The organism is Novosphingobium sp. 32-60-15 (assembly GCF_002280675.1).
Taxonomy (GTDB): domain Bacteria; phylum Pseudomonadota; class Alphaproteobacteria; order Sphingomonadales; family Sphingomonadaceae; genus Novosphingobium.
This window is the reverse complement of record NZ_NCEN01000001.1, coordinates 80,784-93,320: the sequence shown is the minus strand read 5'-3', so window position 1 is coordinate 93,320 and position 12,537 is coordinate 80,784. Positions and strand designations below refer to the sequence as shown.

Genomic DNA, 12,537 nt, shown 5'->3' with positions numbered 1-12,537 from the left:
GGGCTCTCCCCGCGCGAATTTCAAAACCCTCAATACATCCCCTGCACAAGGGCGTACCGGCAATTGAGTAGATTGAATACGATTGTGCGATGATCTTTAGTATAGTGTCCCTAGCCCCTTTACCCGGGTGCTTCAGTCTTTTGAACACCTTGGCTGGCCACACGTGCCTTTGCAGGTTGCGTGAAAACTATTCACTGTGACATCGTGCCATCAACAAATTTCAACGCGGCGGAATGGACCGTGCAATCGCCATCCCACGGCGTTGCGGCAATGCGTCCCAATCGCATGGACGCCCTTGCTCTGGCCTTCATCGTCTTTGCCGTGTTCACCATGTCCATGCATGTGCTGCGGCTGGGTCCGGTAAACGTCACGCTATCAGATGCGGCGATTGGCGGTTGCATGGTTGCTTTGATGCTGCGCAACCGGATCAACGCTACCCCGTTCGGGCGATCGACGTTTTTCTGGTGCGGCGGACTAGCGCTCATGCTCGGCGGGCTTTTGTTAAGCTCGCTTGCCAATGGTGATCCGCTGCGCTGGATCGTCATTGCCGGCCAATATGTGTTTGCATGGCTGCTCTTGCCGATGGTGTTCTTCAGCCTGTCATCGGCCCAGATGCGGCGCTGCATGCTGTGGTTCGTCTATGGCGTTGCCGCATCGCAGGCTTTCGCTCTGGCCGCCAGCGCAGTCCTGCCCGTCGGCACTTTGAAGGGACTTTTCGGGCCCGGCTTCCTGGCAGGAAACGGGCGTTTGGGTGCGCTTACCGGCGAAAGCAATTGGAACGGGGCGGTTATCGCCTTTGCTCTGCCGATGTTGATCAATTGCCTGCATCACAAATTGATCGGCGGCTTTCGCGCTGCGATTTGTATCGTGTTTCTGGGGTGGGGCTTGATTGCCTGCGCCAGCTTCACCGGCTTTGGCGCGGCTCTTTTGGCCGTGATGATCACCCTGGGCCTGTCCAATCCGGGCCGATTGTTCAAATTCGGCTTGCCTCTTGCCGGGTTGGTGATTGGCTATATCGTCGCCGGCCTGCCGCTGCCCGCTATTTTCCAGCAACGCGTCGCGGGCGCCCTGACTACAGGCGATCTCAGCAACGCCGGCACGTTCGAAGGGCGCTCCATGCTCATTGCCGAGGCTTGGCGGCTTTCGGAACAGACCATGTTCCTGGGCTTCGGCGCTGACCGTTACCGGGAAGTCAGCGAATTTGGCGCTCCGGTTCACCAATTCCTGCTGCTGATCCTGACGGAAGGCGGTGCAGTCGCCTTGGCGGGCCTGTTGATCATGCTGGCCATTCTTTGGATTATCGCCCTGAAAAGCCTGAAGCTTGATCGCGAAGGCGGCGCAACCGCCGTCGCAGTCCTCGTCGTTTTCTGCATATTCACCACTGCGGTGCCGCACATGTATACACGGTTATGGATCGGCCCTGTTCTGATGGCTTTGGCCGCTGTCGGGCGGATACCAAAGCGATGGTCGGTCCCCAGGCATCCACGCAATGTCCCAACTGGAACCTGGCTATGAACGCTACCGGCAATCCGCACACTTTTGCCGCGATGCGCCGCAACTGGGCCAAAAGCGAAGTGCTGCGCCCGCGACTATACAGCATTGCACATTTGCTTTCAGGCAGCGGTGCCAACGCGGTGATCATGGCGGTCAGCACAATGATCGCCGCCCGCACGCTTGGCCCACAGGCATACGGCATCCTTGCGCTGGTCTTGACGATTGGACGCCTCAGCGAGCGGTTGTTGAGATTTGAATCATGGCAGCCCCTGATCAAGTTTGCAGCCGAGCCCGACGTTGAGCGCGATCCGGCAAGGATGAGCGAACTGATGCTCTATGGCCTGCTGCTGGATATTGGCAGTGCGTTGTTGTCTGCGGGTTTGACCATAGTTGCAGGGTACGTGCTGGCCCCTGTCATCCACCTGTCAGCCAGCGATATGCCACTGGTCGCGATCTATGCCGTCGCAATTGCGCTGAACATTCGGGGCATGCCGACTGCCGCCTTGCGCCTGAACGGGCAGTTTCGCACACTTGCCTATGTCCAGTTGCTTGCCAGTCTGATGCGGCTTGGCTTTGCGACAATCGCATTGGTTTTAGGGCTCGATCTGCTGGCCTTTGTCATCATCTGGACACTGGCCCAAGTGATTGATTCTACACTCTTCCTCGTGCTGGGTCTACGCTCTTTGAAGCAGACAGACATCCCCAGCCCGCTGCGTGCCAGTGTGCGCGGACTTGGCACCAAGTTTCCTGGCTTCATGGGTTTTGCGTGGTCAACCAACGTGTCCAGCACTTTGCGCACTCTCACCCAGGAAGCAGATACGCTGCTGGTCAGTGCATTTGCCGGATCGAATGCCGCCGGGTTCTATCATATCGCAAAACGTATCGCGAAAGTTGCCCAGCAAGTCGGCTCAATGGTCCAGGCCGTGCTTTATCCCGACATGGCAAAAATGTGGGCGCGCGCGCAATTTGCCGCCTTTCGGAAAATGGTCGGACGGGTCCAACTCGCGCTTGCCAGCGTTGGCGTGATCATTCTGGGAACCGTTTGGGTTTTCGGCGATTTGCTGATCAAGTTTGCGTTCGGCAACGATTTTGCCGACGCTTATCCGCTGTTGATGACACAGCTGATCGCTGTCGTTCTCATCATGCATTCCGCGCCATCACGGTCGGCTTTGCTGGCCATGCACAAACCGGGGTTTGTCCTGATCACCGCCATCATCTCGACCATCCTGTTTTTTGCCGTCACCTTGCTGTCATTGCCCCGCTTTGGTGCAATCGGCGCGAATTACGGCCACATCGCTTTTGCCGGATTCACGGCCATCGCCATGGACATCGCATGGTGGCGCGGTAGCCGTGCCGCAATCCCCGTGCCCAACGATGCGGCATTGCCCGGATAATTGATGACATGACAAACCAGCCTTCAGCCCTTCGCGATGCAGATTTTCCATCGATTTCCGATGCCCCTGCCACCGCTAGCGGCCCCCGCGTCGCAACCAGGCAAACACGCGGCACAATCTTGTTCTTTTTGCCCGGCTTGACCGCAGGGGGATCAGAACACGTCGTCACCTTCAACGCCAATCGCCTTGTGGCCAACGGCTATGACGTGATCATCGCAAGCTGCGAGGCCGAAGGCAGCACGCCCTATTACCCGTGTGATCCGCGCGTCACAGTAAGCTACCTTGGCCTCCCCATTGGCAAGCAAAGCAAGCTTCAGGGCGTCCGCTCGATTTTTGGCCGCGTGAGCGCGCTGCGCCAGTTGTTGCGCACCAAACGCCCGGACCTTGTCATAAGCTTCCTCACCCGCACCAATGTGATTGCGGTCCTTGCCGCCCAAGGATTGGGCATTCCCGTGATCGTGTCCGAACGTAACAATCCCCAAAGGCAGCGGGTCAATCGCGTGTGGGACCTGTTGCGCCGGTTCACTTATGCGCGGGCCTATGGCTTGGTCACCATGACCAAGGGCGCGCTGGCTTTCTTCCCCGAACACATGCGCAAACGCGGTTGGGTCATCCCCAATATGGCTGATTGGCAGCATGTTAAGCCGCTCTATCAAAACAAGGATCGCGTCCTGACCGCAGTTGGCCGGTTGACCGATCAAAAGGGCTTTGATCTGCTGATTGCCGCCTTTGCCGCCACCGCGTCCAGCCATCCTGATTGGCGTTTGCGCATTTGGGGTGAAGGCGCGCTGCGGCCGCAATTGGAAAAGCAGATTGCCGACCTTGGCCTGACTGGCCGCATCGAACTGCCCGGCGTATCGCCCAGCCCCGGCAGCTGGATCGAAACGGCCGATGCCTTCGTCTTAAGCTCGCGTTACGAAGGTTGGGGCTTGGTTCTGGGCGAGGCGATGGCAGCAGGCCTGCCGTGCGTCTCGTTCGATTGCCCGTTTGGTCCGGCAGATATGATCACCAGTGGATTGGACGGCCTTCTTGTGCCCGATGGCGATGCCAAAGCGCTGGCGCAAACACTGTCACACGTCATGGGCGACGCTGATTTGCGCGCCCGCCTTGGTGCAAGCGCCGCCAACGCGGCCCAGCGCTTTGCACCGGACCGCATCGGGGACCAGTGGGAAAACCTCATTGAATCCGTACTTGCAACCACCAAAGTCAGGAACTTCGCATGATGATCACCATGCCGATCAAACATGCCAGATCGGCGGTTCGCAAGGGCCGCCGCGCGCTGATTGATCTACAACTTGCGCGCAAGGTCAAAGATGTTGATGCCTTTCTGGTGTCCTATCCCAAAAGCGGACGGACGTGGCTGCGCTACTTGCTGTCGATCTATCTGGCCAAAGTCTATGCCGTGCCGGTCAAGCTTGATCTTGCAACCACATTTCAAGTTCTTCCGAATTTTGATCTTGATCGCGGTCGCGGATTGCCGGTCTTTGCATCATCCGGCAATGACGCCAAGTTGCCGCTGATCGCCGTCAGCCACCGCACCTATGAACAACGCTTTTTTGCGCAGAAGCCCGTCATCATGCTCGTGCGCGATCCGCGCGACGTCATCGTTTCGGCATACTTCCATCAAACGCAGCACAAAAAGCGCTTCAGCGGCACGATCCCTGAATTCCTGATCGATGATGAATTCGGCATCAAGTCGGTCATCGATTATCACAATGGCTGGGCCGAAGGCTTGGGCCACTCCCCGGCTCTGGTCATCAGCTATGAAGACCTCAGCAAAAACACCGATACAACTGTGCGCCAGATCCTTGCCTTCCTGAATATCCCGCTGAACGAAGACTATCTGCGTGACGCCATCGCCGGCGCAGCGTTTGACCGGATGAAGCAGGTTGAAAAAGCCAAGCCCATCCCCGGCCACGCTTACAACGCAGACAACGCCGACAGCAGCCGCGTGCGCAAAGGCAAGGTCGGCGGCTATCAAGACAACCTCAGCCCTGCCGATGTTCAGAACATAGAGGACATGATGCGCAGTGGCCTGTCTGCCGACGCGGTGAAACTCATGGCTCGCAGCGGCTATTGCGTTTGAACGCCCGCGTCTCACAGCAGTAAAGGCCCAAGACGCGATGCGGATATGCTCAATCGTGACCAGCCTGACATCAGGCGGCGCTGAAACGCTTGTTGCCAACCTGTCTCAAGAATTCAGCGCAAATGGCCATGAAAGCGTCGTTTTGGCGCTGTGTGATGCCGTGACGCTGGGCAATGCAACAGAGGCAGAAGACCGGCTCAAGGCCCAAATCACAAGTTCGGGCGGAAAGTTCATCTCTTTGGGCCTGCCCGCCTCGCGCAAGCTCGTTGCCGGAACAATCGCAATGCGGCGCGCGCTTCGTGAAATACAACCGGACGTGATCCACGCCCATACGGCCCGGGCATTGCTGATGATGCTTGCGGGAAAATCGCAGGCCCCCGTTGTCTTGACCCACCATAACAGTGTGCTCGGCTTCCCGCCCGCCTTGTTCCGCGTGTTTGATCGGGTTGCCTCGGCCTATGTCGCGATAAGCCGCGATACACAGACAATCCTTGGCCAGCACGTGCGTCGCCCCGTTGCCATGATTGTCAACGCTGCCGGGCGTGGCTTTGCCTGCGCAGCGCCCAGAGGCGCTCCTTCAAAACCGCTGCGGATCCTCAGTGTCGGGACAATTTCGGATCAGAAGAACTATCCGCTGCTGATTGAAACGGCACGGCTTATCCGCGATCGCCAATTGATCGATCCCTTGCCCGAATTCCTCATCGCCGGAAATGGCGCTGACCTTGGCAAAATGCAGGACGCTGTGGCTGCGGCCAATCTGGAAAGCCACGTCCAGTTTCTGGGGGAGCGAAGCGATGTGCGCGCGCTGATGGAATCGGCAGACATCTACCTAAACACCTCGCGCTATGAAGGCATGCCTATTGCTTTGCTCGAAGCGATGCGGATGGGCCTGCCCATCGTTGCAACCAATGTTGCTGGCAATAAAGAGCTGGTCATTGCCGGTCAAACCGGTCTGTTGGAAGCCGAACAGCCTCAAGCCCTTGCCACCGCGCTCCAGTCTTTGGCCGCTGACAATGATCTGTACGCAAGGCTATCCCAAGGCGCGCTAGTTCGCGCAGAAGAGTATTCTATTGGCACGGCTGCTGAACACCATCTGAAACTTTACCGCGATTTGCGCAGACCAGCCAAAACGACAGCGCCTTCTTATCCTAAAGGATAATGTGACTAAGACGGCCAGAACCCAATGGGTCTTTGTTGCAACCCCTTAATTCCCTGTAGTTGATCCTGCCGACCGCCTGCAATCCAGCGGGCACCGGCGTTGTGGAAGTGTGATGTGACCAATCTTCTCGTTCAACAAGAGAACCGCGGCCCCGGCGCTATTGTTCCAGGATTCCTGGATCGCGGCGAGGCTTTCGGGACTGCGCCGTCAGAGCAATTTGGCCTGAAGGACTTTGTGCGAGTCATCATGCGGCATCGTGCGATGCTGCTGGCCGTGATCGGCCTTATCACCCTTGCCACCTTGATCTGGCAGCTCACCTCGCCGCGCCTGTTCAGCGCAACCGCCAACGTGCAGGTTGAACTCATCGATGACGTCGGCACCAACCAGGCCGATGTCCAAGCCAAAAACGTGCAGCGCATCGCCAACGAAGTCAAAGTCTACCGCTCGCGCGCCGTTGCTGAACAAGTTGCCGAAGATCTTTCTGAAGAAGACCTTTACCGCGTCCTGCGCTGGACCGACGTTGGCCCCAAGGAACCGCGCAAGCGTCGGATTGCCGCGGCAACATCGGCCATTCGCGACATGATTGGTGTGCAGGCCGAGGAGGGATCGGACCTTATCGAGATCACCGCCGTTGCCCGCTCCCCCAAAGTGGCGGCAATCATTGCGAACGCCTACCCTGCGGCCAATGCCAAGCTGAAATCGGAAAAGAACAACGATCGCCGCAATGCACTGCTGAAGTCGCTTGAAGCCGAGCGGGACAAACGCGCCACCCAAGCCGCCGAAGCGGCCAAAAGCCTTGCCAACTTCCGCCTGGCCAACAACATGTTTGTCGGTTCTGGCACAGTCCAAGACCTTGAACAGATCAACCGGATTGCTGCAGAAGCCGCTTCTGCCGGGGCTATGCGGGCAGGTTCTGCGGCCCAAAGCGCTGGCATTTCGCGCGCGGCGCAAATGAACACCACCGCAAATGCGACGTCACCCGTATTGCAATCGCTGGAGCGCCAGGAGGCTGAACTCTCAGCCGAATTCGCGCGCCTTTCGCCCATGTACGGATCGAACCATCCCGATATGGTCCGGCTCAATTCGCAATTGTCCGAAGTCCGCCGCGATGTCAGCAGCGAACGCGCACGCGCCGAAACAATCGCAAGCCAGGTTGCTGGCGCCGAGGCTGCCCGTATGACGCAAATGGCCAACAGCGAGGCCAGCCGCGATGCTGCACGCGCTGGGCAGCTTGAAGGCATAGTCGGGCGTTTGACAAGCAAAGCCCGCGCAAACACCGCCAATACCGTCGAACTTGACGAACTGGACCGCGCAGCCGACGCCAGCGCAAAGGCCTATAACGAAATCGCGCAAAGAATTTCGCAGGTCCGTTCCGAAATGCTGGTCGCAGGCCTGACCTCAACCCTGCTTTCGCCGGCAACGGCTGATGACAATCCGTTTTCGCCAGCCCCGTTGAAGATGACGGTTATCGCCTTCTTCGCATCGGCCTTGCTTGGGCTTTTGCTGGTTTTCGCGATTGAGATCACCGACGACAAGTTGCGCACCATGTCGCAAATCCGCCGGTTGTTCGGCCTGCCCACTTTCGGCATGCTGCCCATCCTTACCGATGGCGTAAGTGACAAGATTGAAGAAAGCCCGGTCATCAGCGATCCGCAATCGCTTTATGCAGAAGTCGCCCGTTCAAGCTTCGTTGAGGTCAACGCGCTTGCGCCAGATGGCAGGGCGCAGTCCGTGCTGATCACCTCGCCCCTGCCCGGTGATGGCAAATCTGTCGTCGCGCTAACGCTGGCCGCCGCCGCAATGGTCATGGGCAAGCGCGTTGTCATCGTCGATCTCGATCTGCGCAAGGCCAGCATCCTGCAACGCATTCACCGCGAACTGCATGCGCCTGAACTTCTCGATGTGCTGCGCGGCGCGGTTGATCTGAAAAGCCTTGGCGGCCCTGAAACGAACCAAACGGCACTGACAGAGCATTATGTCGAGCCCGAAGTCGATTTGCGGCGCCTCACTTTGCTCAGCGCCACATCGCCCGTCACAGAGCCTGCAGCCCTGCTGACGTCTGGTCGCATTCATCGCCTGATCGATGATCTCAAGCTGCGCCATGATCTTGTGATAATCAACGCACCAGCCACTCTGGCGGTTCGTGATGCGCGGACCATGTGTGAATTTGCCGATGATACGATCGTTGTCGCGCGTTGGGGGCTGACCACAATCGATCAGATGTCTGCCACGCTGGAAATGCTTGGCCGCGACAAAATTCGGGGCGTGATATTCAATCAGGTGGATTACGAAGAGCATGCGCGCCGCCGCTACGGCGACTCCATCGAATTCTACATGCATTCGTCAGACTATTACCGCCCTCCTGTGCCTGTCGCCTGGCGGCCAATCGACCGGATCCGCCGCATGTTCGGCAAGCACCCCCAATACGGCCCGCAATACAACTAAGGGCGTTTCAATTCCCAAGTCTCTACACCCAAGTCTCCAACCTGAGTTCTGGTCAACGGTATGCGGATTGCGGTCATCAGCGACATCCATGGCGCTGCAAAGCCATTCGCAAAAGCGCTTGATGATGCGCGCGGCGAGGGGTTTGATCACCTTGTCCTGCTTGGTGATTTGCTGACGTACGGGATTGAACCCGAGGCTTGCCTCGATCTGGCGCGCAACACTATGGCGAAGGACGGCGCCATTCTGGTCGGCGGCAATCATGATCAACTCTACGTTGATCTGGCGCTTGGCGACGCGGCCTATTTCAACGCTATGCCCGACTGGATCCGTGAATCCGTAGAGTGGACGATGCACCGGATTACGCAATGGCCCGCCGATATTGGCTGGCACGAAAGCTGGACCGCCGAACAGGCCCTGTTCGCCCACGCCAACCCGTTCGGCTATGGCGATTGGACGTATCTGTCCGACGAAAGCCGTCTGCATCAGGCATCATCCGCCCTATCTTCCCAAGGGTTCCGCTGGGGCATTTTCGGCCATTTGCATCGCCCGGTGCAATACATCGGCGACCGCGCCTCTGCTTACGTCGTGGGCTCCATCGGGCAGCCGCGCTCGAACGAGCACCCCATGCCGCAATGGTCGATGGTCGAAATTGACAATGGCGAACTTTCCATCACGGCACGCAGCGTTGACTTCAACCCCGAAGAGCACCGCCAGGCCATTCAGCAAACCACCGCGATGACACAGGTCACTCGCGATATGCTCTGTAGGTATTTCAAATGACACGCGTTCTCGTAACCGGTGCCGGTGCGGTCCTTGGCCAAGGCATCATCAAATCGCTAAAGTCCGCTACGATCCCTTGCGAGATCATCGCGGCTGATCCGAACCCGCTTTCGCTTGGCCTCTATTGGGCAGATCAGGCAGAGCTTCTGCCGATGGCGAACGATCCGGCCTACCCTGCGGCGATGGAAGCGCTTTTGGACAAAGTCCGGCCCGACATTGTGCTTATCGGCACCGACGTTGAACTTGGCATATTTGCAGCACACCGCCACGAATGGGAGCGCAAGTATTCCACGCGCATCCTGGTCAGCGATCCTGAAACCATTGAAATTGCTGACGATAAATATGCCACCGCGCGCTTCCTTGAAAGCCACGGGCTGAATCACCCCATCTCGGTCCTGCCCGAAGACCGCGCCGCCCTTGATCTTCTCATCGCTACGGTCGGCTTCCCGTTGATCGTCAAGCCGCGCCGTGGCGCGCGCGCGGTCGGTGTATCGCTTGTCCGCGATCACGCCGAACTGGAACAGGCTCTACATGGCCGCACCGGCCTTGTCGTGCAGCAACTTGCCGGACCTGATGATCAGGAATTTACCGCTGGCGTGCTGTTCTTTGATGACGAGGTGAAAGCATCAATCGTGCTGCGTCGCGATCTTCGTGACGGGAACACATATCGCGCATTCGTGGGCGATTATCCCGAATGTGATGATTATGTCCGCTCCGTCGCGATGGCGCTCAAGCCCTATGGCCCCGCCAATTTCCAGTTCCGCAAAGCAGCAGACGGGCGCTGTCGCCTGTTCGAGATCAACGCGCGCTTTTCGGGAACGACGCCGATGCGCGCGCTGGTTGGCTTCAACGAGGTTGACCTTGCGCTAAAGCACTTGCTCCACGGCCAGCCCATCACCCAACCGGCAATCCGCCCGGGCGTCGTCTTGCGCTACCTTGAAGAGCAGTTCGTCGAAGCCTCATCCATCATCCCAAGCGCATCGTAATGCGCGGCGCTACCATCGCCGTTACCGGTGCCAGTGGCGCCATCGGCAGCAGGCTGGTGCTGGCGGCACATGCCAATGGCCACACCGTCGTCGCGCTCTCGCGCCAGCGCCCAAAAGATCTGCCTGAAGCCATTTCGTGGCGGCAATTCGATCTTGCCGCACCTGATACTTTCGCCGATGCCCTCGCAGGCGTCGACACGGTCATTCACCTGGCATCAGTCATCTGCGGCGAAGCACCGGATCTCCACACCGCGACAAGCTTGTGGGCCATCAACGTGCTGGGAACCCAAACCTTGATGGCAGCCATGAAAAGCGCCGGGGTGCGGCGTATGATATTGGGCTCGACTGCCAATTTTTATGCGCCTGATCGGCCCGAAGCTTCCGAACTTTCGCCCATCATGCCCACCACCCGTACGCTCTATCTCGGTTCGAAAGCGGTACAGGAATGGACGACCGCCGGTCTGGCGCATCAGCACGATATCGCTTTTGCAGCGCTCAGGATCGCCTCTGTCGTCGGCACAGGCCGCAGCGTCATCGATCACTTTGCCCGTCGTCTGGTCGCTGGCGAACCGGTCATGATCGCCGGTCACGGGTCCTTCGGTGCCGATTTCGTCCACGTTGATGACGTCGTGGCGGCTTTCCTGATTACGGTCGATAAGGCGCTGGAAGGGGTCTGGAACGTCTCATCGGGACAGCGCAGATTGTTGGTCGATGTGGCAAGCGATCTTGCAACTTTTGCCGGACAACATCCTGCAAATGCTGTCAAAATCGAACATGAAGGGGAACATGATTTCGGCTTCCCCACCATCAATTGCGATAAACTTGTGTCGGCTGGCTACCGCCCGACACCCTATCCGCGAATGATCAACCAATTGATCGCCCAAGCGAGGGCAACGGTCAACGGGGCTGGCAAATGACCAAACTCATCGCGCGGGTTACCGGCCTTGTCCTGTTGCTTGCCTGTCTGCCGATCCTGCTGATCCTTGCTGCCGTGGTACTGGTCTTCCAGGGACGGCCCATCCTGTTCCATCAAATGCGGTCTGGCAAAGGCGGGCTCCCCTTCAAGATGGTCAAGTTCCGTTCGATGCGGGATTTGCGCGATGCCAACGGCGTTCCCTTGCCGGATGAAGCCCGTGTCACCAAAATCGGCACATTCCTCAGGCGTTCGCGGTTGGACGAACTCCCCGGCTTATGGAACGTCGCCACAGGCGATATCGCCTTTATCGGCCCGCGCCCCTTGTTGCCCGAAACGATCATCGGCTTGGGTGAACGCGGGATAAAGCGTGGCCAGGTTGCGCCGGGGCTGACAGGCTGGTCACAAGTCAACGGAAACACGCTGTTGACGCTCGACGAAAAGATCGACCTCGACTTGTGGTACATCGATCATCGCAGCTTGCGCACAGATTGCGCCGTCTTGATCGCCACGCTTTGGGTCATGCTCGGCGGCGAGAAACGCAGCAAGGTCATTCCGGTTCAGCACACCGAAACCCGATAAACACCCGCCACTGATTAAGAACCGGGCGTCGAACCTCTCAATCAGCCCGCTGAACCACGCTGAACAAGAGCGAAGTGAGTAAAAGCTGAAGGCTGCATGCATTCAAATTGCATTTAAGGCGCGTGTTGACAGCAGACTTGCGGAAAGTAAGTGGGTAGGTTGGTGCGCCGCATCCAAATTGTTCTGTGAGGTCGAATGAGCCAACTTTTCAGCTTTGACGCGACAGACGTCGCAATTATTCGCGAATTGCGCGCAAATGGTCGTGCCAACAATCAGCAAATCGCCGAAAAACTGGGCCTCACCGCTACAACCGTATCCACGCGCATCCGCCGGATGGAAGACGCCGACCAGTTGCGCGTTGTCGCCGTGTCCGATTTTTCCGCGCACGGCTTCAACGTCCTGTTGCGCATTTCGGTCTCGGTCGATGGCAGGCCCGCTTCCGAAGTTGCCAACGAATTGGCCGCCTTGCCCGAAGTTGTCGCCGCACACATGGTCACCGGCGGCTATGACATCGACATGCTGGTTGCCTTGCATGACTTTGATGACTTGTCCGGTTTCCTGCTGGACAAGCTGTCGGGCGTTCGCGGAATCCGCACATTAACCCCGGCCATCGTCGTTGATATCATCAAATACAATTTCGAAGTCGCCCCGATCGAAAGCCGGAGCACCACTTCAGCCACCGGAGCGGCATAAGTATC

The 12,537-nt window shown here is 58.2% G+C and carries 11 protein-coding genes; all 11 read left to right on the top strand.

What is annotated here, in order from left to right; translation table 11 throughout:
- Positions 1 to 204 precede the first annotated feature (204 nt).
- A complete protein-coding gene (locus B7Y89_RS00440) occupies positions 205 to 1,515 on the top strand; it encodes a hypothetical protein (RefSeq protein WP_292934699.1) in 1,311 nt (436 codons plus the stop codon).
- Positions 1,512 to 2,888, top strand: a complete 1,377-nt coding sequence (locus B7Y89_RS00435) for an oligosaccharide flippase family protein (RefSeq protein WP_292934697.1) — start codon at positions 1,512 to 1,514, stop codon at positions 2,886 to 2,888. The genes B7Y89_RS00440 and B7Y89_RS00435 overlap by 4 nt, the downstream gene beginning before the upstream one ends.
- Before the next feature lie 8 nt (positions 2,889 to 2,896).
- Positions 2,897 to 4,111 (top strand): glycosyltransferase family 4 protein, encoded by a 1,215-nt coding sequence (locus tag B7Y89_RS00430; RefSeq protein WP_292934695.1) that lies wholly within the window; start codon positions 2,897 to 2,899, stop codon positions 4,109 to 4,111.
- Positions 4,108 to 4,974 (top strand): sulfotransferase domain-containing protein, encoded by an 867-nt coding sequence (locus tag B7Y89_RS00425; protein WP_292934693.1) that lies wholly within the window; start codon positions 4,108 to 4,110, stop codon positions 4,972 to 4,974. The genes B7Y89_RS00430 and B7Y89_RS00425 overlap by 4 nt, the downstream gene beginning before the upstream one ends.
- 55 nt (positions 4,975 to 5,029) lie before the next feature.
- Entirely contained in the window at positions 5,030 to 6,133 is a 1,104-nt protein-coding gene (locus B7Y89_RS00420) for a glycosyltransferase family 4 protein (RefSeq protein WP_292934691.1), read from the top strand.
- 114 nt (positions 6,134 to 6,247) lie between these two features.
- Positions 6,248 to 8,578, top strand: coding sequence for a Wzz/FepE/Etk N-terminal domain-containing protein (locus tag B7Y89_RS00415; protein WP_292934689.1), 2,331 nt, complete (start codon positions 6,248 to 6,250; stop codon positions 8,576 to 8,578).
- Between the two features lie 60 nt (positions 8,579 to 8,638).
- On the top strand, positions 8,639 to 9,358 hold the full coding sequence (locus B7Y89_RS00410; protein WP_292934687.1) for a metallophosphoesterase: 720 nt from the start codon (positions 8,639 to 8,641) through the stop codon (positions 9,356 to 9,358).
- Positions 9,355 to 10,344 (top strand): ATP-grasp domain-containing protein, encoded by a 990-nt coding sequence (locus B7Y89_RS00405; protein ID WP_292934685.1) that lies wholly within the window; start codon positions 9,355 to 9,357, stop codon positions 10,342 to 10,344. Before B7Y89_RS00410 ends, B7Y89_RS00405 begins: the two co-directional genes overlap by 4 nt.
- A complete protein-coding gene (locus B7Y89_RS00400; RefSeq protein WP_292934684.1) occupies positions 10,344 to 11,261 on the top strand; it encodes an NAD(P)-dependent oxidoreductase in 918 nt (305 codons plus the stop codon). The genes B7Y89_RS00405 and B7Y89_RS00400 overlap by 1 nt, the downstream gene beginning before the upstream one ends.
- Entirely contained in the window at positions 11,258 to 11,839 is a 582-nt protein-coding gene (locus B7Y89_RS00395) for a sugar transferase (RefSeq protein ID WP_292934683.1), read from the top strand. Before B7Y89_RS00400 ends, B7Y89_RS00395 begins: the two co-directional genes overlap by 4 nt.
- A gap of 195 nt (positions 11,840 to 12,034) precedes the next feature.
- The gene (locus tag B7Y89_RS00390; protein WP_292934681.1) at positions 12,035 to 12,532 is read left to right on the top strand and encodes an Lrp/AsnC family transcriptional regulator; all 498 of its coding nucleotides are present in this window, start codon (positions 12,035 to 12,037) and stop codon (positions 12,530 to 12,532) included.
- Positions 12,533 to 12,537: the final 5 nt, after the last annotated feature.

Excerpts from the sequence above, each read along its gene's own strand:
- B7Y89_RS00435 (WP_292934697.1), top strand. The coding sequence starts at position 1,512 with ATGAACGCTACCGGCAATCCGCACACTTTTGCCGCGATGCGCCGCAAC.
- B7Y89_RS00405 (WP_292934685.1), top strand. The coding sequence starts at position 9,355 with ATGACACGCGTTCTCGTAACCGGTGCCGGTGCGGTCCTTGGCCAAGGC.
- B7Y89_RS00410 (WP_292934687.1), top strand. The coding sequence starts at position 8,639 with ATGCGGATTGCGGTCATCAGCGACATCCATGGCGCTGCAAAGCCATTC.
- B7Y89_RS00395 (WP_292934683.1), top strand. The coding sequence starts at position 11,258 with ATGACCAAACTCATCGCGCGGGTTACCGGCCTTGTCCTGTTGCTTGCC.
- B7Y89_RS00390 (WP_292934681.1), top strand. The coding sequence starts at position 12,035 with ATGAGCCAACTTTTCAGCTTTGACGCGACAGACGTCGCAATTATTCGC.
- B7Y89_RS00425 (WP_292934693.1), top strand. The coding sequence starts at position 4,108 with ATGATGATCACCATGCCGATCAAACATGCCAGATCGGCGGTTCGCAAG.
- B7Y89_RS00400 (WP_292934684.1), top strand. The coding sequence starts at position 10,344 with ATGCGCGGCGCTACCATCGCCGTTACCGGTGCCAGTGGCGCCATCGGC.
- B7Y89_RS00430 (WP_292934695.1), top strand. The coding sequence starts at position 2,897 with ATGACAAACCAGCCTTCAGCCCTTCGCGATGCAGATTTTCCATCGATT.